The organism is Clostridium chromiireducens (assembly GCF_002029255.1).
In the GTDB taxonomy this organism is placed as follows: domain Bacteria; phylum Bacillota; class Clostridia; order Clostridiales; family Clostridiaceae; genus Clostridium; species Clostridium chromiireducens.
In genome coordinates this window covers 12,494-35,874 of sequence record NZ_MZGT01000052.1, presented here as the reverse complement: position 1 = coordinate 35,874, position 23,381 = coordinate 12,494, and the positions used below count along the sequence as shown (strand labels likewise).

Here is a 23,381-nt window from a genome sequence, read left to right as displayed (position 1 = left end):
TAAGCAATATATGGTATAATATAGATAAATAGTTATATATATTTATATGCAGTTAAAAACTTAAGTATAATTTTAGTTAAGGAGGTAATAATAGAAAAGATTCGATTTTAGAAATATATAAAAATTGCATAGTGCAAGACATAAAGAGAGGAAAGTGTAGGGTATGGTCGAGAATGTAACACAATTATTACAAGAATATAGAAGTACTAAGGAATGCTTAGAAAGCGGACTAAAATGGTTGCCCAAAAATGAATATGCTAAATCAAAAATAGAAGTAATAAATATGGTTATAAGAGATTTAGAACAATTAGAGAAGCAACTTAGCTAAGGTCAAGCAAAAAACTGAAAAAACTGACAATATGAATTAGAATGAATCCTTTGAAATATAATTTCAAAGAAAAAATATATAAGAACTGCCCTAAAATTTATTGATTTTAGGGCAGTCTTTTATTATATAATTTGGTTATATAATAAATAGTATTTATTTTTTTATGCACACAACATCTTGAACATGCTCTAAGCATTCACCGAATCTTTGGTAATGAACTACTTCTCTTTCTCTTAAGAATTTTAAAATTTCTTTGATTTGTGGTTCATCAGTTAAATTAATTAACCATTCATAAGTTGCTCTAGCTTTTTGTTCAGCTGCTAAATCTTCATGTAAATCTGCAATCACATCGCCTTTTGCTTGTATATAAGCTGCTGTCCATGGATTTGCTTGTGCCAGTAAATGACGATAAATGTACATTTAGAATGATTTATTTTCATTTCTCCATTTCCGTGGAGACATAGCATAGACCTCTTTAAAAGCTCTGGAAAAATAAAATTGGTTTGGATATCCTGTGAGTTCAGCAATTTCTTTAATTGATGCATTATTGCATTTAAGCATTTCACAGGCTTTGGACAGCCTATATTTTATTAAAAATTCTTGAGGTGTGGTCTTCATAGAGCTTTTGAATATTTTTCCGAAGTAACTTCTGTCTAAGTTGCACCATTTTGCAATATCTTCAACAGAAATGTTATTGTCATAGTTTTTTTCAATATAATTTATAGCTTCTCTAACATAGAATTCTTGAAGGGTAGCAGCTTTATTCATATTGTTAGAAGCAGAATTTTCTAAGAGGGCATAAAAAAGCAGATAAGTATGTCCAAGTATAGCTGAATCTGGTGCACTTGGATTATCTAGCAAAAATCTAAAATTATCTATAATAGAGTTCTCGGAATTGTATTCTTTTGGTATATATACGGGATTTTTTCCTGATATTCCTATTTCGGTTAAGTATCGTTCAGCTTTTAAGCCTTCAAATTCTATCCATATATAGTTCCATGGGTCATCTTTATCTGCCTCGTAGGTATTTATTATGTTAGGAGTTAATAAAAAACCTTCGCCTGCCTTTATGGTATAGGTGGAGGTTTTATTAGTTCGATCATTAATTGAGTAAAGTTTCCCTTTTCCAGATAAAACATAATGAAAAAGATAATGATTTTTAACAGTTGGTCCAAAAGAATGTAGAGAATCACAGCGTTCTGAACCAAATTGGTAAAGAATAATATCAACATAATTAATATTGTTAAATATATAGCTTTTAAAATCAGACATAAGTTTTATACCACCTTTTGGCAAAATTTATAGAGAATATATTTTCTTAATATAAGGTAGAATATATACTTTTGCGTCCATTATTGAACAATGATTGAATAATATAGCAAAAGTGTATATTTTAAACTTTTATATTCTATGTATTTGTTTTCATTTAAATGTTAGAATTTAATCATGGAAAGGAAGGAAATGGTTATATATGAACATTAAGGTCAATAAACATAATAAGCTTGAAAAGCAAAGCTTAAAAAATTCAATAATAAAAATAATATACTAATTCTATATTAATAGTTTTTGGTTATTTTGTAAAGCATTACAAAATTGTTGTTAATTAAAAGATATAGTGACATTAGGTGAAATGAAAAACGTAAAATTAGATTTTTAATATTAGTGTAATAAGCTATATATTAAATATAAAGTCATGCTTTCAAATTTGATTTTATACAAATAGGAGGGAATTATTAATGAAAAAGAGAATTATTTCTTTATTATTAACTAGTATGATGGCTGTTACAGGTTTAGTTGGATGCGGCAACTCAAATACAGCAGCAACTAGTGGACAAGATGCATCTAAAGCATCTAGTGGGGGAGATGTACACATTACTTATGCTCTTTGGGATTCAAATCAAGAAAAGGGTATTAGAAAAATGGCAGATGAATTTGAATCAAAAAACTCTGGTATAAAAATTGATTTACAAGTTGTAGGGTGGGCTGATTATTGGACAATGCTTGAAGCGGCAGCAACAGGAGGATCTCTTCCAGATACTTTCTGGATGCATTCAAATGAAATTTATAAATATGCATCTAACAACATGCTTATGGATTTGACTGATAAGATTAATAAGAGTAATGAAGTAAAATTATCAAATTATCCAGAAGGATTAGTAAAAATATACAATCAAAATAATAAACAATATGCAGTTCCAAAAGATTACGATACAATAGGCCTTTGGTATAATAAAACAATGTTTGATAAAGCAGGAATTTCATATCCAGATGAAACATGGAATTGGGACAAACTATATGAAGCAGCTAAAAAATTAACAACTGGTGATGGTAAGCAGTATGGTTTCTTAGCACCACTTCATAATCAAGAAGGATATTATAATTTTGTATATCAAAATGGTGGAACAATCATAACTGATAAAAAAGAATCAGGATATGATAATCCTAAAACAATAGAAGCAATGAAATACTATGTTAAATTTGTTAACGATGGTTTATCACCTAAGATTTTTGATGATGCAGCACGTGGACAAGCAATGCAAAATGGATTATGTGCAATGGGATTATTTGGTTCGTGGAATTTAAGTGGATTTGCATCAAATGATTATATGTCTAAAAATTGCAATGTTGCAGTATTACCTTCAGCAAATGATGGAAAGAGAGCTAGTATATTTAATGGACTTGGAAATGCAATTTCAGCTAATACAAAACATCCAGATGAAGCTTGGAAATGGGTTGAATATTTAAGTTCAAAAGAAGGGCAAACAAAACAAGCTGAGCTTGGAGTTGCAATTTCAGCATACAATGGAACTGCAGATGCATGGGTAAATTCTAATAAAACATTTAATATTAAATGCTTTATTGATATGGTTAAATATGCACAAATAAGACCATATTCTAATACTACTGCAAAATGGGAAGATAAAGCTTATGAATTATTAAAAGGTTCATTTACTGGAGAGAAGACAGTAGAAGATGCATGTAAAGAGACAGCCAAAATGATGAATGATTGCTTAAAAGAAGAAAAATAAGAGTTAATTACGGCGACAAATACATGTTGCCGTAATTTTTAAAATATCTTTATAGGAGATGAATTTATGGTAAAAGAAATAACAGCACAAAATACAAAAATAAATACGAAAAAGCCATCTAAACAAACCGTAAATGAATGGAAATGGGGATATGCTTTAGTTGCTCCTACCATTATTGGACTTATAATCTTAAATATTATTCCAATTATTGAAACATTGTATCTAAGTTTCTTTAAGAGTGGTGATTTTGGGAAAGGAAATATATTTGTTGGTTTAAGTAACTATAAAAAGATGTTTGGAGATGCTCAAGTATGGCATTCAGTAGGCAATACTTTGACATACACAGTTATAGTTGTTCCAATGACAGTAATTATTGCAATGATTTTAGCTGTATTATTAAATTCTAAAATTAAAGGAAAAGGTATGTATAGAACAATATATTTTATTCCAATGGTTGCAGCTCCAGCGGCAGTAACTATGGTTTGGAAATGGTTATATAACGATCAATTCGGACTTATTAATTATATGTTATCTAAAATTGGAATTGGTCCTGTAAATTGGATTGATGATCCTAACATAGCTCTCTATTCTATAGCAATTATAGGAATATGGAGTACAGTTGGTTACAGTATGGTATTACTTATTGCAGGACTTCAAGAAATACCTAGGGATTATTATGAAGCTTCTAGTATTGATGGTGCTAAACCAGTGAGACAATTTTTTAATATTACATTACCACTAGTATCGCCGACGCTATTTTTCGTTGTTGTCACAAGCATAATTCAAGCAATGCAGGTATTCGATGTGATTTATATGATGATAGATGTAACCAGCCCTGCATATGATAAAACAGTTTCATTAGTTTACTTATTCTATAACAGTTCATTTAAATATGCAGATAAAGGCTATGGCTCAGCTATTGTAATGTTACTTCTTGTTATTATTATGATGATTACAGTGTTCCAAATGAAAGTTCAAAAGAAATGGGTTAATTACATGTAGAAAGGAGGATCATTATGACTAGTATAAAAAATAAAAAAAATTCTTCAAAGTTATTTATACATTTATTTTTAATTCTTGGAGTAGTATTTATGATATTACCATTTGCTTGGATGCTGCTTACATCCTTTAAAACTGTTTCAGAATCTACTTCAATGAATCCATTTATATTTTTTCCAGCAGAGTGGAAGATTGAGAATTACTTAGAGGCAATAAGACAAAATAGTTTCATTACATTATATTTTAATACATTTGCAATGATGATTTTAAGAATAGTTTGTTCTGTATCATTTAGTGCTATGGCGGCTTATGCTTTTGCAAGATTGAAATTTCCAGGAAAAGACTTTTTATTTGGAATAGTATTATTTCAAATGATGGTTCCAGTTCAACTTTTCATAATTCCACAATATTTAATGGTAGATAAAATTGGAATGAGAAATACAATATTTGCACTTCTTTTCCCTGGACTTGTAAGTGCATTTGGTACATTTTTATTAAGGCAATTTTTTATGGGACTTCCAAAGGAATTAGAAGAATCAGCAAGATTAGATGGATGCAATATAGGACAAACTTTTTTGAAAGTAATGTTACCTCTAACAAAATCAGGTTTGGTGGCACTTGGGATATTTACAGCATTATTTGCATTTAAAGATTTAATGTGGCCTCTAATTGTTAATTCAAGTGCTGATTCAGCAACTTTATCATCAGCACTTGCAAAAATTCAAAGTGCATATTCAGTTAATTATCCACAGCTTATGGCAGCTTCAGTGCTCGCTATTTGGCCAATGCTTGCAATATATATTGTATTCCAAAAGCAATTCATAGAAGGTATTGCAACTTCCGGAGGAAAACTGTAGTTTAAAAAATAATTAATAGAAATGCATAGGAGGAAGTAATATGGCAATAAAATTTAATAAAAAATCTAAAGAATTTCATTTATATAATAGCAGCATCAGCTATATCATAAAAATATTGGACAATAATCAATTGGGAAATTTATATTATGGGAAACGAATCCATCACAAAGAATCTTTTTCATATCTTTTTGAAGGAGGCATGCGCCCCTTAGCAGCATATGTATTTGAAGATGATACGAACTTTTCGTTGCAACATACAAGACAAGAATATCCCTCTTATGGAACAACAGATTTTAGATATCCTGCATTTGAAATAAAGCAGAGAAATGGAAGCAGGATAACTAATTTTGAATTTGAGGCTTATAACATTTTTAAAGGTAAAAAGAAATTAGAAAAACTTCCAGCAACCTACGTAGAAAATGAAATTGAAGCGCAAACCTTAGAAATAATATTGTACGATAAGCTGATAAAAACAAGATTATTGCTAAGTTATACTATTTATGAGGCGCTGCCTATCATAACAAGAAACGCAAAATTTCTGCATGAGGGGAAAGAAGAAATTATTTTAACAAAAGCAATGAGCTGCAGTTTAGATTTGCCAGACTATGATTATGAAATGGTACATTTAGCAGGTGCGTGGAGTAGGGAAAGGCATGTAAAAACTAAAAAACTAGAACAAGGAATCCAATCAATTTATAGCTTAAGAGGTACAAGTAGTGCAGAACACAATCCCTTTATAGCATTAAAAAGGCCATATACAACTGAATTTCAAGGTGAAGTTTATGGATTTAGCTTAGTTTACAGTGGTAATTTTTTAGGTGAAGTACTGGTAGATACTCATAGCACATCGAGAATTATGCTAGGAATTCATCCAAATATGTTTGAATGGATATTACATGAAAATGAAAGCTTTCAAACTCCAGAAGTTGTAATGGCTTATTCTGATGAGGGATTAAATGGAATGAGCAAAGCTTATCATAAATTATATAGAACTAGATTAGCTAGGGGATATTGGAGAGATAAATCACGTCCAATATTGATAAATAACTGGGAAGCTACAACCTTTGATTTTAATGAAGAAATAATACTTAATATTGCTAAAACTGCAAAAGATCTTGGAATAGAATTATTTGTATTAGATGACGGTTGGTTTGGAGAACGTAATAATGATAAGGCAGGTCTTGGAGATTGGTACGTAAATACTAAGAAACTTCCAGATGGAATAGTTGGACTTTCTAAGAAAATAGAAGAAATGGGAATGAAATTTGGCCTTTGGTTTGAGCCTGAGATGGTTAATAAAGATAGTAATTTATATAGAAATCATCCTGATTGGATTATTCATACACCAAACAGATCAGCATCTCATTGTAGAAATCAATATATATTAGATTTTTCTAGAAAAGAAGTAGTTGATTATATATATGAAGCTATGTCAAAAGTATTACGCGAAGCTTCAATATCCTATGTAAAATGGGATATGAATAGATATATGACTGAATGCTACAGCGTAGCTAAAACGGCAGAAAATCAAGGAAAGGTAATGCACGAATATGTCTTGAATGTATATTCATTATATGAAAAATTAACATCTGAATTTCCATATATTTTATTTGAATCATGTTCAAGTGGTGGTGCAAGATTTGATCCTGGAATACTTTATTATGCTCCACAAGGATGGACAAGTGATAATACAGATGCAGTTGAAAGAATGAAAATACAATATGGAACATCATTTGTATATCCTATAAGCAGTATGGGAGCCCATGTATCAGAGGTACCAAATCAACAGGTGATTAGAACAACCCCTCTTGAAACTAGAGCAAATGTAGCATACTTTGGAGCTTTTGGATATGAACTAGATTTAAATAATTTATCCAAGAAAGAAAGAGCATTAGTAAAAAAACAAGTTGAATTTATGAAAGAAAAAAGAGAACTAATACAAAAAGGGACTTTTTATAGACTAGTAAGCCCTCTTGAAAATAATATAAATTCTTGGATGGTTGTATCAGAAGATAAATGCGAGGCATTAGTCGGATATTATAAAATATTAAATACGGCAAATGACGGTTTTAAGAGAATTAAATTGCACGGGTTAGATTCAAATAAGAAATACAATATTAATGATAATAAACAGAATGTATTTTTTGGTGACGAATTAATGTATGCTGGAATTCCAGTAAAACAAGAAGATTTTTGCAGCAAGGATGGAGACTTTACATCAGTTTTATATTATTTAAAAGAAGCATAGATCTCCTTTGAAATCAAAGGAGATACAGTATGATTTCAAAATTAAGTAAATCTTACAATTTAGAAAAAATTAAAGAAATTCAGGAGGTTATGTATATGAAAAAAGTTTTAGTAACAGCATTATGTTTATGTATGATGCTAGCAATGGCTCCAGCTTCAAAAATATCAGCAGCGACAGGCAACTCTATGACTGTAGATTGTACAAATGTACTCAGAGATGCAACACATTGTGCAAGTGGTTCACTTTATGGAATCACTGAAACTAAACCGGCGGATGTTAATGGTCTCGTAGCTCCACTTAAACCATATGTAATGAGAAATCCGTCCCGAGGTGGATCTGGAAACCAGCATAGCTTTGGTGCTGCTATACCTGTTTCGGAAAAACTTGCCTCAGTTCAAAGTGCTAAGGTGTCAATTGATCTGGCAGATATGCTTCCAGGCTGGCCATACCAATGGCCAGGTATGACAAGCTGGCTTAATCAGGTGAATTCATTTATCGCTGATAAGAAAGCATCCGGTCGTAACAATTATTATGGTTATGAAATCTGGAATGAACCTGATGGTACTTGGAATACTGCTAACGGAGATTTCAATGATATGTGGAAGCAGACTTACAATGCTATTCGTGCAAATGATCCAGGGGCTAAAATCATAGGCCCTTGCTACAGCTATTATAATCGCACTAGATTGAGCAGCTTCTTAAGTTTCTGTAAAACAAACAATTGTCTTCCTGATATAATTAGCTGGCATGAGCTTAGTGGAATAGCAGGAGTATCACCGAATTTAAGAGATTATAGACAATTGGAAAATTCCTTGGGGATAAGCGCGTTACCAATTAGTATAAACGAATATTGTGATGCTGATCATAACCTTGAAGGGCAGCCAGGATCATCAGCACGTTTTATAGGGAAATTTGAGCGTTATAAGGTTGAAAGTGCATGTATAACTTGGTGGTTTGTTCCGACTCCAGGTAGATTAGGAAGTCTTCTTGCTACTGACACGCAAAAGGGTGCAGGCTGGTATTTCTATAAATGGTACGGAGATATGTCTGGAAAAATGGTTAATGTAACACCTCCAAATGATGACAGTAATCTTGTAGATGGAGCTGCATGTGTTGATTCCAATAGCAAGTTCATAAGTTTTATTTTTGGAGGACCAAATGACGGTACTATAAGTACAACATTTAAAAACATTCCATCCTTTATCGGATCCACAGCATCAGTTAAGGTAGAGAAAATTGATTGGGTAAGCAAGGATACTGTATCCTCTGGGCCATCAACAATCTCAACATCTAATTATCCAGTTGTGAATGGACAAATTACAGTACCATTAACAGGTTGCAACAATAGTTCAGGATATCGTATCTATGTTACTCCAGCAACTTCTGGTATTGTGTCTGGAGGAACATATAAGTTGATCAACCGTGAAAGTGGAAAGGCTTTAGATGTTTACAATAGTTCAACAGCAGATGGTGCAGATGTTATACAGTGGAGCACTGGCAGCGGCAATAATCAAAAATGGATTATTACAAACATGGGCAATGGGTATAAACTTATAAATGTTAATAGTAAAAAGGCGTTGGATGTTTACAATACTTCAACAGAAAACGGAGCTGACGTCATACAGTGGACTGATAATGGACAGAAAAATCAGTTATGGAATATTGTAGATTTAGGAAATGGATATTACAATCTAGTAAATGTAAACAGCGGTAAACTTTTGGATGTAGATAATAAGTCAACAGCAGACGGTGCCAATGTTTTGCAGTGGATTAGTACTGGTGGTTACAACCAACAGTGGCAGATTGTAACTTCGTAATTCAGAAATAAATATTTAAGTGCACCTCCAAATGTTACAATAAAATATAACATTTGGAGGTGTTTTATTTTAAAACATGCTTTTTTTACTATTTTGGGATAATGATATAATAAAAAATACCGCTAATATTTTAATTAAATGAAATATTAACGGTATTTTTTTATGTTTTTTAGAATAAAGAGAAAGTTTAAAATAAGTTATTATAGTCGTTTATTAGTAATCTTTTAAATTGACATTCAAAATGTACTATGTTAGTATTTATATAGTTAGCTGGCTAACTATTATAAAGGAGATTATTTATGGATAACTTTACTTTTATTGATCGTCCTGATAATCAGCGTTTACAGTTGATGAAAGATGTCTATTCGGAATTAAATTCAGATATTGTCAAATTATTCATTGATTTTCAATGGACATATCGTAATATGCAAAAACAATATGATTATGCCCTTGATAAGCATGATTTAAGTGAATCAAGATTTATTATTTTGATGTTTTTATATCATGCTCCAAACCAAACATTGTTGCCTTCAGTTATTTCTGAGAAATTGGGAGCAACTCGTGCAACAGTCAGCAAATTATTAAAAGCAATGGAGATGAAGGGTTTAATTTTAAAAAGTACTTCCACTGCAGATAAACGTTCATTATCTGTCCAACTTACTGAAACAGGAAATTATGTTTTAGAGAAATTTTTACCTGAAAACTTTAGCATCGTTAACAATTTGCTGGGTAGCCTGTCTAGTGAAGAAATTCAGCAATTCTCAAATTTATTAAAAAAAATTAATGATAGCACTCAGAAATATACCCAAAAAATGGAGGAATAAAAGATGCAAACAAAAAAAATCGAATTATTAGAAACATACCTTAGCTTATATATAAATCATTTTACTGTGTTAGAAAACATTGGAAAAGAAGATTCGCCATATGTCATATTAGACGTTCGTAATGCTCCGGCACAGGTAAAACAAGTCCAAATAAAAGGTGCTATTGCAATGCCTGCAAAAGAATTAGGAAACCATTTAGATGAATTAGATAAAAGCAAAACTTATGTTGTATATGACTGGACTGGTGGTACCACGCTTGGAAAAACAGCATTACTTATTTTATTATCAGAAGGTTTTGAGGCTTATGAGCTTGCAGGAGCGCTTGAGGGTTGGAGAGGAATGAACCTTCCTATTGAAACATTGGAATAAGAATGAAGAATTTTAATTTATTTAGAAAGAGCAATTAACAAAAGTTAGTTGTTCTTTTTTTATGTTTTGAAAACCACATTCTATTGAACTTTACCCCAAAAAGTAGACAATAAAAACAAAATCCCTGGCTTTTATTTTTGTGCCTATTAAGGGTGAAAAGTTCATAGATTTTTGTGGTTTATTGAAATGTTAATATGATATTATATAAGTATATAAAGATGATATAAATTAATAGAAAAAATGTAGTGAATTATGAAATAAATGGATCAAGCTGAAAATCGAATTAATAAAGTTCATAGTTGATATAATATAGAGGCAATAGTCCAATGGAAGGAAGTATTAGATGTTCAGTTATAGTCAAATCAAAAGTCTTAATGATTTAGAAATTTCTGTTTATAATTATATTATGGATAATAAAGATAAGGTCCGATATATGAAAATAAGGGAATTAGCAGTTGAATCTCATGTATCAACTACAACCATATTAAATTTCTGCAAAAAAATGGGTTGTAGTGGTTATTCAGAATTTAAACTAAAATTTAAATTATTTATAGAAGAAAAAGAAATTACAAAAGTAAGTGAAGATAATACAGAAATAATTGATTTTTTTAAGAAAACCAATACTGAAGAATATAATGAAAAGATAGAGGATATAGTGAAAGCTATATTAAAAGCAAAGAGAACAATTTTTATAGGAAGCAGTATGTCAGGAATTGTAGCAAGATATGGAGCACGATATCTATCAAGTGTTGGACAATTTAGTTTATGCATTGATGATCCGTATTACCCAACTACAGGTAAATTTTATGAAAATTCAGTTGTGATAGTATGTTCTGTGTCTGGAGAATCAAAAGATATTATAGGTCATATAAATAGATTTAAAAAAGATAATTGCTGTATTGTTAGTATTACTAACACTGAAAATTCCACTATAGCGAAAATGTCTGATTATAATATCCCATATTATGTGCCATATGTTAAAGTAGGAATATATGATATTACCACTCAAATTCCAATAATCAGTATAATAGAAAGGATTGGAAGAAAATTGCAAAATTGTCGAGAAGAATCTATACAAGATGAGTAAATAGCTATACATAAAAAAATAAAAGTATTATACATAGAGCTTTATTAATTTGAAGTTTGTAACTCAAGTTGATAAAGCTTATTTTCTTTTTAGGCACAAGAAAGAAAATAATAGACCAAAGATGCTGCATAGAAAACATGTAACTTTTTGTTTGTTAATTACAATTCCTTAAATATATTAGATGTCAAGAACATATTTGGATTTTGATTTCTAAAAAAACATTTTGTTTTTTAAAAATAACAAATTATTTAAAAACAGACATGTTTTTTATAATGGTTTACATGGTGACAAAATTCGCGTTTTCAATTAAGATTAGTATAAATTCAATAGCTATTCGAAAATAATAAATATAAGTGAGGTAATAAAATGGCAAAGGATTATGCGTTAATTGCGAAAACGATTGTAAAAAATTTGGGCGATATCTCAAATATTGAGAGTGTAACTCATTGTATGACTCGTTTAAGAGTTTGTTTAAAGGATGACTCAAAAGTAAATGTAGATGAGATAAAAAAAATTAATGGGGTAATGGGATATGTCAACCAAGGTGGACAACATCAAGTTATTATTGGAAATAATGTATCTTATGTTTATAAGGAAGTTTTAAAATTAGGAAACTTTGGAGATCAAAGTGACATTGCAAAAGGGATAAAAAAAGAAAAGCTAACTATCAAAAAAGTTGGAACTAATATATTGGATGCATTAGTAAGTACAATGTCACCATTGATACCAGCAATTATTGGTGGTTCAATGGTAAAGTTAGTAGTAATGATTTTATCTATGTTAAAAGTACTACCAGCAGACAGTACTACATATACATTACTAAATGCTATGGGAGATGCAGCATTTTATTTCCTTCCAATTATGGTGGCAGTATCAGCATCGAAGAAATTTAAAACTAATACTTATTTAGCTATTGCAATAGCAGGACTTATGGTACATCCAGATTTTATGAAACTAATGGTAAGCGCATCAGAAGGTAAGGCTGTAACTTTAGCATTTATTCCTATTGCATCCGTTAAGTATACGTATACGGTAATACCAGCACTTTGTATGACTTGGATATTATCATATATTGAAAGATTTGTAGATAAGATAACACCAGAAGTAACTAAAAATTTCTTAAAACCAGCGATTATAGTATTGATTGCAGCTCCAATAGCAATTGGACTTATAGGACCTTTAGGTATATGGATTGGTACAGCAATATCAGGTTTAGTTTATTTTGTTCACAGCAAATTAGGATGGGTATCAGTAGCAATAATGGGAGCTTTATGGCCACTACTTGTTATGACTGGTATGCATAGAGTATTTACTCCAACTATATTAACAACTATAGCAGAAACAGGAATGGAAGGAATGGTAATGCCTTCAGAAATAGGTGCGAACCTTTCATTAGGAGGAGCAGCCTTAGCTGTTGCTTTTAAAACTAAGAATAAAGAATTGAGACAAACTGCAATTGCAGCTGCTTCTTCTGCAATCATTGCGGGAATCTCAGAACCATCGCTGTATGGGATTGCATTAAGATTTAAAAGACCTATGATAGCATCATTAATATCAGGTGGTGTATGTGGTGCCGTAGCAGGGATAGCAGGACTTGCAAGTAGATCTATGGCTGCACCAGGTTTGTTCACAAGTGTTCAGTTTTTTGATCCACAAAATCCATCAAGCCTTATTTGGATAATTGGAATAATGATACTGGCAGTCGTATTATCATTCGTATTAACTCTAATATTTGGATTTGAAGATATTCCAGCAGAAGATAATATGGAAATAATGGGGGCAGATAATGAGTAAATACAGTTTTCCAGAAGAATTTCTATGGGGTGGAGCTATTGCAGCAAATCAGGCTGAAGGTGCTTATAGAGAAGATGGAAAAGGTTTAAGCACTGTAGATGTTATACCACATGGAATAAACAGAATGAAAGTGAAATTAGGGTTAGAAGAAGATTTGACTTTGAAAGATGATGAATTTTATCCAAGTCATGAATCAATTGATTTTTATCATCATTACAAAGAAGATATTGCTCTGCTAGCTGAAATGGGATTCAAAGTTTTTAGAACTTCAATCGCATGGACAAGAATATTCCCTAATGGAGATGATAGCACACCTAATGCAGCAGGGATTAAATTTTATAAAGATTTATTTTTAGAATGTAAAAAATATAATATAGAGCCATTAGTAACACTATGTCACTTTGATGTTCCAATGGAACTGGTTAATAAATACGGATCATGGAAGAGCAGAGAAATGATAGGCTTTTTTGAAAAGTATGCAAGATGCTGCTTTGAGGAATTTGATGGTTTAGTTAAATACTGGCTGACATTTAATGAAATAAATATATTAATACATAGTCCTTTTTCGGGAGCAGGTTTATATTTCAAGGAAGGTGAAAACAAAGATCAGGTTAAGTACCAGGCAGCGCATCATATGTTAGTAGCAAGTGCCTTAGTAACTAAAATAGCTCATGAACAAAATCCAGAAAATAAAGTTGGATGTATGCTGGCAGGAGGAGATTTTTATCCGTATTCATGTGATCCAAGGGATGTATGGATGGCTCATGCAAAGGATAGAGAAAATTTATTTTTCATAGACGTACAGGCTAGAGGTAAGTATCCATCATATTCAAAGAGGGTATTTGCAGAAAAAGAAGTTAATATTGTAATGGAAGAAAATGATCTGGATATATTAAAAAATACAGTAGACTTTATATCTTTTAGTTATTATGCTTCTAGATGTGCATCTAAGGATATGGAAAATCAAACTGAAGCTAATGTTGTTAAATCTATAAAAAATCCTCATTTAGAAGTTAGTGAATGGGGATGGGCTATTGATCCGTTAGGACTTAGAATAACTATGAATACTCTATATGATAGATACGAAAAACCTTTATTTATAGTAGAAAATGGACTAGGTGCTAAAGATACAATAGAAGAGGATGGATCAATAAATGATGATTATAGAATTGATTATCTTAGACAGCATATCATGGAAATGAAAGAAGCCATGGAAGATGGCGTTGAACTATTAGGATATACATCTTGGGGATGTATCGATTTAGTTGCAGCATCCACTGGAGAGATGAGTAAAAGATATGGATTTATATATGTAGATAAACAAGATGATGGAACTGGAACTTTAGAGAGGAAAAGAAAAAAATCTTTTTATTGGTATAAAAAAGTAATAGAAACAAACGGTGAATGTCTAATATAAAAAAGTAATGATTGTTATAGATAAACAACATGTAACTTAGACTTATGCGATAACTTACCGAAATTATAAACATTTTTATTCCGAAAAACCATGAAAATATCGCTGAAGGTTCTAAGCTGCAAGTTGTACCCAATTCAGCATGCTCCTGCTTTCAGCATGACAAGCTAAATTGGAACAACTTAAAACTAAGAACCTTTAACAGCTCATTTTCAAATGTTTTCTTCACAAAAATGTTTATAATTTCTAGTTAAGATATCAGCTTAATGTCTTAGCAAATTTGTAAATATGTTTATCTAATAAGTTAAATATTTAATTTAGATATCTATAAGCATCATTAGTCAAGAAATTAGAAAAATGCAGTTGATCCAATGCTAGGCGGTATATGAAATAATTAAGTTATACTTTATGTAAGTATTTTTACAAAGGGGAATCTGAAAATTAATATATTATTTTAGATTCCCTTTTTAGATAAGAAATTTAAGCTGAGGGATTAGTTGATTAAAAAATAAGAGTAAAATACAAGGAGTGATATAATGAATATATTTCAAAAATTTATAAATAAAAAGCAAGAAGAAACAATTATAGAAAAAACGGAAAATGGTTTTATTTATGCACCAATGGAAGGCAAAGTAATTCCTTTAAAAGAAATTAATGATGGTGTATTTTCAGAAGAAATGCTTGGAAAAGGATGTGCAATGAAGCCGATCGATGGAAAATTATATGCACCTTTTGATGGAGAAATTCTTTTGATTACAGAAACAAAACATGCAATTGCATTAAAAAGCTGTGATGGAATAGAACTACTAATTCATATAGGAATGGATACAGTTAAAATGAATGGAAAAGGCTTTAATCCATTAGTGAAAGTTGGAGAAAAAATAAAATGTGGGCAATCACTGATGACATTTTCTATATCTGAAATTGAAAAGGCAGGATATGCGACTACTACAGCAATAATTGTAACAAACTCCGATCAATATAGAGATATAGAAGTACTTGCACAAGGTCATATAAAAAAATCAGAAAAGCTTATCAAAGTTTTATAAGATTGATAAATAATGAGGTTAATTTTATAAGTAAAGTTGTTAATATGTAATATATTTTGGATTAAAACAAGATAAGATTTTTTTGGTGGATTTTAAAGGTCACGCTTTGCTTTCACTATGAAACCCACGATCATTTGTATACGGCTAAAATAGCCGCTTACGGATGGTCGTGGGTTTTTATTGTCACGGGTAACTCCAGTAATCATGAATTTTAATTAGATGAGAATAATGCGGTAAGCTACATAAAAATACAATTATTATTAACAAGATAAGAAATAGTTGAAATACCATTTTAAGCATAGGATATATCAGCAGGTGTTATAAAATAATTTTACTGAGATTCATATTTTTGTGTCAGAAAATAATATATTAAAGCGAATGTTATATTGAGTGAGTAAGAACTAAATATTTATATATAGGGGGAATAACAAATGAAGAAAAAAATTGCTGTAATAGTATTAGTAGCTGCATTAACTGGGATGTCTCATAATGCATATGCAAATCCAGAGGATGCCACAAATACAAGTCAGGTAACAAGTGAAACAACATCTCAGCCTATAGTAGAAGAAAACGGAACTATAACAGAGACTGTAACAGAAGAAGAAAATAAGGTTGCATCTGAAAATGTGTCTGGCACCACAGTGGAAAATGAAAACGAAGCCACAAATGAAGCGACAGCAAATACTCAAAGTGAAATTACACAAGAAGAGGTCAATGATTCTGCAGGTATATTGCCTAATTCACCTTTTTACAATATAGAACGTGGAATAGAGCAGCTTCAGATTTCAATAACAAAAAGTGAGGAAGAACTAGCAGCACTTAAGGTAAAGTTTGCTACAGAGAGAGCATCAGAAGCAGTTGTTATGACAAATCAAGGGCAAGATGAACTTGCAAGTAAAGCAATAAACAATTATATAGAGTTACTGTCTTCTGCTACGGAACATATAAATAAGGCAATTGAGACTAAGGATGAAGCCGTACAAAAATTTGAAGAGCTTAACGAAGCATACAAAAAAAGTGAGGAAATACTAAAAACTATACTTGAAAAAGCTCCAGAAGACTCTAAGCTAGCTATTGAAAATGCATTAAATAAGCAGGATAAAGACATTGCCGCTGTTAATGGATTTTATGTAGCTAAAGAGGCTTTCTTTTTAGCAAGACATCAACTTGAAGACGCAAAGAAAGAACTTGAAGAAGCAAAGAAAAGCGGTGATGTAGCTTTAATTTCAAGCGCTGAAGAAAAGGTAAAAGAAGCTGAGGCTTTAAAGGATGCAGCAAATTCTTCAAAGGAAGAAATAAAGAAGCTTTCTAAGCAAGCTGAAAAAGAAATTAAAGCTGGTATGAAGCAAATTAAAAAGGCAAATGATAAGATTGAAAAAGTAGAGGAAAAAGAAAGTGATAAAAAGGAAAAAGCTATAGAAGGACCTAAACAATCAGAAGAAAACTTAAATGAAGAAGAAAAAAAGGTTGAGGCAAAAGCTAAAAAAGAAGAAGAAAAATTAAGGGAAGCAAATAAGAAGTCAGAAGAGAAAGCTAGAGAAGAGGATAAGAAATTACAAGAAAAGGTAAAAGAGGAAGCAAAGAAGACTGAGGAAAAAGTTAAAAAAGAAGGAGAAAAATTAAGGGAAGAAGCGAAAAAGGCTGAAGAATAAAAAGATCATTAGTATAAATGTAAAGTTTGTTTTAAAGACAAAGTTGTTAATATATAATATGTTGGAAGTCAAAATAAGATGAGATTTGCTAGTGAATTTTAAAGATCACGCTTCGTTTCCACCATGAAACCCACGAAAATCCATTTAGATTTTCATGGGTTGTTTTAGTTCTTAGATATTTAGAGAAGGTTTATATATTTTTGTAAGTAAGAAATTTAGAATATATAAAAGTGAACCGCATAATAATTAAATGTGAAAAATAACATGGGTATTGATATAACTTGCTTAAGGCTACTTTTTTGAGGGAGAAATATCGTTAACTTATCTATATTATAATGCAATTAATAAAATTATAGATTTAAGTAGATAAGATTACTTAAAATATTTTTTAGAATCATCAATATCTAATATTGTTATTGTAGTTTTATAGTTATCTCCATCCCATAAAATTTTACGCGCAACAGATTGTATTAAGAGCCTTTTTTTCGATATATCATCTACTATATCCATATTTTCGTTAAAATGTTTAAGAGAGTTTATTATAAGTTCTAAATTTACAGTTTGATTTATAATATCATTTTTATCGGATTCTATATTATTTAAATTAAATTCTAATTCTTTAATTTCATCATTAAGAGAAGATATTTCATTCATGATAATACCTACAACATCATTATTTGGAGCTAGTGAAAGTTGTTTTACTAAATTAGAAGATGCTAATCTTTTTGCTTTAATTTGTGTATTAAGTTCCTTAATTAGTCCATTTTCAAGTGTTGTATCACTACTTATTAAAGATTTTGTAAGCTCGTCAATTAATAGGTCCTTGTTATAAGCTTTAATTTCAGCAATAACTATTGGATCTAATTTATCTACTCTTATATTTGGATTATCACATCTATCTACATATTTATTTTGCTTATTGCTGCATACATAATAATCGAATTTTTTATAACCATTAACTTTAGAAGGGTGTCCATGTTTTACTATCATATTACATCCACATTTAGCACATTTTAAGATTCCAGATAGACATGCATTATTACTATTGCCAGTTCCAAGTCTTATAGATTGTTTAGCTTTATTTTTATCTAATGAACATTGTACTTTTAGCCATTCTTCAGAGTTTATTATTCCTTTATGATTGCTAATAGCAACAATCCATTCTTCAATATTTCTTCCAATGGTAGTTTGTCTTTTTTTATTGTAAGTCAAATATCCATTTCCATTATAATCTCCGTATACATTTGTTCCAATATCGTTCAAATATTTATGTGTACTTTTATCAGATTTAACGTAAAGTGGATTTCTAAGAATTCTTCTAACTTGTGTAGTATCAAAGTTCCCACCATTTTTGCCTTTAACACATTTAACATTTAATTGTCTTGTAACTTCATTTATTGAACGTTCTTCTAAATAAGCTTTAAAGATAAATCTTATAATATTTAATTCTTCTTCATCGGGTGTAAGTTTCATTAAAGTTCTTTCTTTCATTTCTTCATCTATATAGATCATTTTCTCTGGAGTAAATCCAAGAGGGGACTGACCTCCAAGCCATCTGCCAGATTTAGATAACTGAAGCATATTATCCCTAACACGTTCTGCTAACTGTTCACGTTCAAGCTGCGCAAATGTACTAGCAATGTTTATCATAGCTCTGCCCATAGGGGTTGTGGTATCAAATTGCTGCTCTGTGATACTTGTAAATGAGCAATTATATTTATCTAGCATTTCAAACATATTGGAAAGCTGGGCTACACTTCTGCCAATTCTATCAAGTTTGTAGCAGACTATTCTATCTATTTTTTTATTTTTAATATCTTTCATAAGCCTCTGGAATTCTGGTCTATTAGTATTTTTACCAGTAAAACCTTCATCTTCGTATATTGAAATTCCAACATCTTTTCCGAGTTTAGAATATATATATTCCTGGCACATTGAAATTTGATTTTCTATAGAATCACCTTTACCAGTAAATATTGATTTACGACTGTAAATAGCTATTTTCATTTGCTGTAACCTCATTATTTAGTTCAAAACATTTATATTCATGTTATGTTTCAAAAATTCTAATTGTTCTTGCATTAATACTGATATTTTAGATTAGGTAGGTCAACTATTACTTTTGGTAATAGTTAATTTTTGTGCTCAAAAATTGAAAACACCTCAACATAATTAAAAGTTGAATATTTTGAGCAACATAAAAATACTGGGCGATATAGAAAAATATTTAAACTTCTAATTATTCATACAATAAAAGCTAAAAAACCATTTATCAAATTTAAAATATTTCTGTTTATTAAAAGTGTATTGTGGGAAGTAATAGCATAATAGCTACTGATGCTTAGTTCTGTTTTTATGTTTAAACAAAACTAAATATGGTAGAAAATGAAAATATCATTCATAATAGATTGGCCATTATATATAATTATATATAAAGAAAATTGATTTATTATAATTATATATGAAGGTGATAATGTGGATGATAAAAAGATTGATGATATGTTCTTTAAATTATATGGTTATGATTTGTTACCTAATGAATATAAAGAAATAGCAAGAGAAACATCAGCATATGCAGGATTTAGATTATATATAAAAATACACGAGAAATTTAAAAATAAGATACGATGGATATTAGGGGCACTTACTAAATAGTAGGTGCTTATTTTTTTATCACACAATTTCACATAATTATAAGATAATTCTTACATAAAGATTGATTAAAATGAAAACAAGCTTAAAGAAATGAATTTTCTTAGTGAAATTAATATATCTAATTATTTTATTCGATTAGGAGGAGAGGAAATGAAAATTACTGAATTAGCAGTAAAAAAGCCTTTAAGCATAATTATAGTGGTTGCTTTGATTATGGGGCTAGGAATATTCGGATATGCAAATTTAGGAGCAGATTTATTTCCAGCAATTGATGCTCCTGTTATAACAATAACAACTACATATAGTGGAGCAGGTACCAAAGAAATAGAAGAAAATGTTACAAAACCAATAGAAGATGCGGTATCTGGCATAAGCGGTATTGATACCTTAAAGTCTGGATCAGTGGAAGGTTATGGTTATACCATAATTAAATTTACCATGGATACGGATATGAACTCGGCATTTATGGATGTTCAACAGGCATTAGGGGATGTTTCAAATAAACTTCCAGAAGGCGCTTCAAAACCTGTTATAAGAAAGGCAGATAAAAATTCAGCTCCGGTTATGATGATTTCAGTTTCAAGTTCATTGCCTTATGGCGAACTTTATAACGCAGCAGATGATATTCAAAAATCTTTAGAAAAGATCAGTGGAGTTGGTGAGGTGACTTTAGAAGGAGCCGTTCAAAAGGAATTAATGATTGATGTTGATAAAACTTCTATGGAGCAATATGGCATAAGCATCAATACTATCGTAAGCAAGCTGAAAAGTGAAAATGTAAATATTCCAGCAGGTCAGCTTAAGCAGGAAAATTCTAAAGAGACTATGAGGGTTCTTGGTGAGTTTCAAAATATAGAAGATATAGAAAATATTCAAATACCTATGATAAATGGGGGAACTATAAGACTTAAGGATATTGCAGATATAAAGCTGGATTATCCAGATGGAAGTGAATTGGTAAGGTTAAATGGAGGAAGCTCCATAGGTATATTCGTTAAAAAACAAAGTGATGCAAATATAGTTGAAACAACAAAGGCTGTTAAAGAAAAGCTGAAAAGTATAGAAAAGACTTTGCCAAGTGGAATTAATGTTAGTATAGCAGACGATTCTTCTACATTTATTAATGAATCTTTATCAGAAGTTAAAATAAGTCTTATTGAAGGTATAATCACAACAAGTATTATAATGTTTCTATTTCTAAAGCGTATAAAATCTTCATTAATAGTTCTTGTCGCAATACCTACATCGCTTGTTGCTACATTTTTTATGATGTATGTTTGTAATTTTACACTTAATATTTTATCACTTTTAGCTTTATCTTTATCAATAGGAATATTGGTAGATGACTCTATAGTTGTACTTGAAAATATTCAAAGGCATCTGAGCCAGGGGAAGGGACTTATAAGAGCAGCTATAGATGGACGTGATGAAATAGGAATGGCAGCTATATCAATAACATTATGTGACATAGTAGTCTTTGGGCCAGTTGCTTTTATGTCTGGAATGATTGGACAATTTTTCAGACAGTTTGGACTTACAGTAATATTTGCAACAATGTTTTCACTTATTGTCTCTTTCACTCTAACTCCAATGTTAGCTTCGAGATTACTTAAGGAAGAAAAAGATGATGATTATAAAGTTGAAGCTAAAAAAGGATTTATAACAAAGTTATTTGATAAAGCAAATGAAGAATATAAAAGGTTTTTGCTTTGGTCACTAGATCATAGATGGAAAATTGTAAGTATTGTCATGGCAATGTTCATACTTAGTATATTACTTATTCCTTTTAAAGCCATTAAGACAGAATTTCTGCCAATAACAGATCAAGGCAAATTTATAATTAATGTTGATTTAAGTCCTGGTTCGGATATAACGAATACAGATGAAAAAGTAAAAGAATTAGAAGAACATTTAAAAAATGTACCTGAAATAAGTGAATATTTTACTGTAATTGGCAGTGATAATGAATCTTCAGCAACGATTAATATTAATTTAATAGAAAAGAGTAAACGAAAGAAAAGCCAAAGTGAAGTTGCTCAGGAACTTCGGGAATGGAGCAAGAGTTTAACTGGAGCTTTCATTTCTGTAAATGAAAGCAATGGACTTTCACAAGGTAATGGAGATGGAGCAAAGCCTATTGCTATAAATATAATTGGGCCTAATGTAGAAGTTTTAAGAGATCTAAGTGAGAAAACAGAGAGCATGGTAAAAGCTATTCCTGGAACAACAGATGTTAGTAATAGAATGAAAGCTAACGAGAATGAGATTGATGTTGAAGTTGATAGAACAGCAGCTACACAATTTGGAATTAAGCCATCAGATATTGCAAGTGCTCTTAAGGCAGCATCTAATCAAGGCACAGATGCTGGCGTATATAGAAAAGATGGCGATGAATATGATATGGTTGTTAAATTTGAAGATGGACAAGTTAAAACTAAAGATCAGATGTCTTCAATAATGATAGCTAATTCATCTGGAATACAAGTACCATTAGATCAAGTTGCAAATGTGTCTTTAGGTGATAGCCCACAGGAGCAATTAAGAATGAATAGAGATGAAATGGTGACTATATATGCAAATGTACAAGGCAGAACAGTAGGAAGTGTAAATACAGATATTAAAAAAGCTATTGAAAATGAGGATATGCCTACAGGTTATGAAGTGACTTATGGAGGGGACCAGCAAAATATGGCTACTTCCTTTAAATCTCTAATTGAAGCTTTGGCTGTGTCTATAGTGCTTATATATATGATATTGGTTGTTCTATATGAATCTTGGCTTACACCTTTTTTAAGGATGTTATCACTTCCATGTGGAATAATAGGAGCATTAATAGCTTTGGTCATTACTAGAAATACTTTAAATATCGTAACAATGATTGGGCTGATAATGCTTGATGGACTTGCATCTAAAAATGGAACTCTGCTTATCGATTATACTAATACATTAATGAAGAAAGGAATGTCTTTAAGAGAAGCTCTTATAGAATCTGGAAGTACAAGACTTAGACCAATCATGATGACTACAATAACTATGATTGTTGGTATGATTCCAACGGCATTGGCTATGGGGCAAGGAAGTGAATATAGATCAGGAATGTCTATAGCACTTATTGGGGGCATGATTACCTCTACAATATTATCTCCAGTGCTTATTCCAGTTGTGTATACATTGATTGATGATATGAAAAAGAAAATTTTAGAGAGAAGAAATAGTAAAAAGGGTGCAGCAAATGAATTATAGAGGTATAACTCAGCTA

At 30.7% G+C, this 23,381-nt stretch carries 17 protein-coding genes and 1 pseudogene; 15 read left to right on the top strand and 3 right to left on the bottom strand.

The features are described 5' to 3' along the window. Positions 1 to 163: 163 nt before the first annotated feature. The gene (locus CLCHR_RS24895; RefSeq protein ID WP_169896838.1) at positions 164 to 328 is read left to right on the top strand and encodes a hypothetical protein; all 165 of its coding nucleotides are present in this window, start codon (positions 164 to 166) and stop codon (positions 326 to 328) included. Positions 329 to 481: 153 nt separating this feature from the next. On the opposite strand, the pseudogene CLCHR_RS17370 reads toward CLCHR_RS24895, so the two are convergent. Both CLCHR_RS17370 and CLCHR_RS17365 read right to left on the bottom strand, forming a co-directional pair. Then, positions 482 to 724 (bottom strand): annotated as a pseudogene (locus CLCHR_RS17370) (manganese catalase family protein); the annotation flags it as partial. Between the two features lie 24 nt (positions 725 to 748). Continuing rightward, complete coding sequence (locus tag CLCHR_RS17365; protein ID WP_079441121.1) at positions 749 to 1,600, bottom strand: AraC family transcriptional regulator; 852 nt, start codon at positions 1,598 to 1,600, stop codon at positions 749 to 751. A gap of 464 nt (positions 1,601 to 2,064) precedes the next feature. Here CLCHR_RS17365 and CLCHR_RS17360 point away from each other — a divergent pair, with 464 nt between their 5' ends. The 12 genes from CLCHR_RS17360 to CLCHR_RS17305 all read left to right on the top strand — a co-directional run bounded on the left by CLCHR_RS17360 (position 2,065) and on the right by CLCHR_RS17305 (position 17,467). Continuing rightward, positions 2,065 to 3,357: an ABC transporter substrate-binding protein gene (locus CLCHR_RS17360; RefSeq protein WP_079441120.1), complete on the top strand. Its 1,293-nt coding sequence runs from the start codon at positions 2,065 to 2,067 to the stop codon at positions 3,355 to 3,357. Positions 3,358 to 3,423: 66 nt separating this feature from the next. Continuing rightward, entirely contained in the window at positions 3,424 to 4,359 is a 936-nt protein-coding gene (locus CLCHR_RS17355; protein WP_079441119.1) for a carbohydrate ABC transporter permease, read from the top strand. Positions 4,360 to 4,373: 14 nt separating this feature from the next. After that, a complete protein-coding gene (locus CLCHR_RS17350; protein ID WP_079441118.1) occupies positions 4,374 to 5,213 on the top strand; it encodes a carbohydrate ABC transporter permease in 840 nt (279 codons plus the stop codon). A gap of 40 nt (positions 5,214 to 5,253) precedes the next feature. Beyond that, positions 5,254 to 7,461: an alpha-galactosidase gene (locus CLCHR_RS17345; RefSeq protein ID WP_079441117.1), complete on the top strand. Its 2,208-nt coding sequence runs from the start codon at positions 5,254 to 5,256 to the stop codon at positions 7,459 to 7,461. Positions 7,462 to 7,556: 95 nt separating this feature from the next. Next, positions 7,557 to 9,278 (top strand): RICIN domain-containing protein, encoded by a 1,722-nt coding sequence (locus CLCHR_RS17340; RefSeq protein ID WP_079441125.1) that lies wholly within the window; start codon positions 7,557 to 7,559, stop codon positions 9,276 to 9,278. A 299-nt stretch (positions 9,279 to 9,577) separates the two neighbouring features. After that, positions 9,578 to 10,102 (top strand): MarR family winged helix-turn-helix transcriptional regulator, encoded by a 525-nt coding sequence (locus CLCHR_RS17335; protein ID WP_079441116.1) that lies wholly within the window; start codon positions 9,578 to 9,580, stop codon positions 10,100 to 10,102. 3 nt (positions 10,103 to 10,105) lie between these two features. Then, positions 10,106 to 10,471 carry a rhodanese-like domain-containing protein gene (locus CLCHR_RS17330; protein ID WP_079441115.1) on the top strand — a complete coding sequence of 122 codons (366 nt, stop codon included), beginning with the start codon at positions 10,106 to 10,108 and terminating at the stop codon, positions 10,469 to 10,471. Positions 10,472 to 10,814: 343 nt separating this feature from the next. Beyond that, complete coding sequence (locus CLCHR_RS17325; protein WP_079441114.1) at positions 10,815 to 11,558, top strand: MurR/RpiR family transcriptional regulator; 744 nt, start codon at positions 10,815 to 10,817, stop codon at positions 11,556 to 11,558. 366 nt (positions 11,559 to 11,924) lie between these two features. Then, complete coding sequence (gene ascF, locus CLCHR_RS17320) at positions 11,925 to 13,352, top strand: PTS cellobiose/arbutin/salicin transporter subunit IIBC (RefSeq protein ID WP_079441113.1); 1,428 nt, start codon at positions 11,925 to 11,927, stop codon at positions 13,350 to 13,352. Then, positions 13,345 to 14,769, top strand: coding sequence for a 6-phospho-beta-glucosidase (gene ascB / locus CLCHR_RS17315; RefSeq protein WP_079441112.1), 1,425 nt, complete (start codon positions 13,345 to 13,347; stop codon positions 14,767 to 14,769). Before ascF ends, ascB begins: the two co-directional genes overlap by 8 nt. Positions 14,770 to 15,302: 533 nt before the next feature. Beyond that, the gene (locus CLCHR_RS17310; RefSeq protein WP_079441111.1) at positions 15,303 to 15,815 is read left to right on the top strand and encodes a PTS sugar transporter subunit IIA; all 513 of its coding nucleotides are present in this window, start codon (positions 15,303 to 15,305) and stop codon (positions 15,813 to 15,815) included. 431 nt (positions 15,816 to 16,246) lie between these two features. Further along, positions 16,247 to 17,467 carry a DUF5667 domain-containing protein gene (locus tag CLCHR_RS17305; RefSeq protein ID WP_079441110.1) on the top strand — a complete coding sequence of 407 codons (1,221 nt, stop codon included), beginning with the start codon at positions 16,247 to 16,249 and terminating at the stop codon, positions 17,465 to 17,467. 372 nt (positions 17,468 to 17,839) lie between these two features. Here CLCHR_RS17305 and CLCHR_RS17300 read toward each other — a convergent pair whose 3' ends face one another. Then, entirely contained in the window at positions 17,840 to 19,474 is a 1,635-nt protein-coding gene (locus tag CLCHR_RS17300; RefSeq protein ID WP_079441109.1) for a recombinase family protein, read from the bottom strand. Positions 19,475 to 19,942: 468 nt separating this feature from the next. On the opposite strand from CLCHR_RS17300, the gene CLCHR_RS17295 reads away from it, so the two are divergent. Continuing rightward, positions 19,943 to 20,122 carry a hypothetical protein gene (locus CLCHR_RS17295; RefSeq protein WP_079441108.1) on the top strand — a complete coding sequence of 60 codons (180 nt, stop codon included), beginning with the start codon at positions 19,943 to 19,945 and terminating at the stop codon, positions 20,120 to 20,122. A gap of 150 nt (positions 20,123 to 20,272) precedes the next feature. Continuing rightward, positions 20,273 to 23,365: an efflux RND transporter permease subunit gene (locus CLCHR_RS17290; RefSeq protein WP_079441107.1), complete on the top strand. Its 3,093-nt coding sequence runs from the start codon at positions 20,273 to 20,275 to the stop codon at positions 23,363 to 23,365. Positions 23,366 to 23,381: the final 16 nt, after the last annotated feature.

Coding starts and splice junctions, on each gene's coding strand:
- CLCHR_RS17325 (WP_079441114.1), top strand. CDS start 10,815: ATGTTCAGTTATAGTCAAATCAAAAGTCTTAATGATTTAGAAATTTCT.
- CLCHR_RS17330 (WP_079441115.1), top strand. CDS start 10,106: ATGCAAACAAAAAAAATCGAATTATTAGAAACATACCTTAGCTTATAT.
- CLCHR_RS17345 (WP_079441117.1), top strand. CDS start 5,254: ATGGCAATAAAATTTAATAAAAAATCTAAAGAATTTCATTTATATAAT.
- ascB (WP_079441112.1), top strand. CDS start 13,345: ATGAGTAAATACAGTTTTCCAGAAGAATTTCTATGGGGTGGAGCTATT.
- CLCHR_RS17340 (WP_079441125.1), top strand. CDS start 7,557: ATGAAAAAAGTTTTAGTAACAGCATTATGTTTATGTATGATGCTAGCA.
- CLCHR_RS17355 (WP_079441119.1), top strand. CDS start 3,424: ATGGTAAAAGAAATAACAGCACAAAATACAAAAATAAATACGAAAAAG.
- CLCHR_RS24895 (WP_169896838.1), top strand. CDS start 164: ATGGTCGAGAATGTAACACAATTATTACAAGAATATAGAAGTACTAAG.
- CLCHR_RS17365 (WP_079441121.1), bottom strand. CDS start 1,600: ATGTCTGATTTTAAAAGCTATATATTTAACAATATTAATTATGTTGAT.
- CLCHR_RS17290 (WP_079441107.1), top strand. CDS start 20,273: ATGAAAATTACTGAATTAGCAGTAAAAAAGCCTTTAAGCATAATTATA.
- CLCHR_RS17350 (WP_079441118.1), top strand. CDS start 4,374: ATGACTAGTATAAAAAATAAAAAAAATTCTTCAAAGTTATTTATACAT.
- CLCHR_RS17335 (WP_079441116.1), top strand. CDS start 9,578: ATGGATAACTTTACTTTTATTGATCGTCCTGATAATCAGCGTTTACAG.
- CLCHR_RS17310 (WP_079441111.1), top strand. CDS start 15,303: ATGAATATATTTCAAAAATTTATAAATAAAAAGCAAGAAGAAACAATT.
- CLCHR_RS17300 (WP_079441109.1), bottom strand. CDS start 19,474: ATGAAAATAGCTATTTACAGTCGTAAATCAATATTTACTGGTAAAGGT.
- CLCHR_RS17305 (WP_079441110.1), top strand. CDS start 16,247: ATGAAGAAAAAAATTGCTGTAATAGTATTAGTAGCTGCATTAACTGGG.
- ascF (WP_079441113.1), top strand. CDS start 11,925: ATGGCAAAGGATTATGCGTTAATTGCGAAAACGATTGTAAAAAATTTG.
- CLCHR_RS17360 (WP_079441120.1), top strand. CDS start 2,065: ATGAAAAAGAGAATTATTTCTTTATTATTAACTAGTATGATGGCTGTT.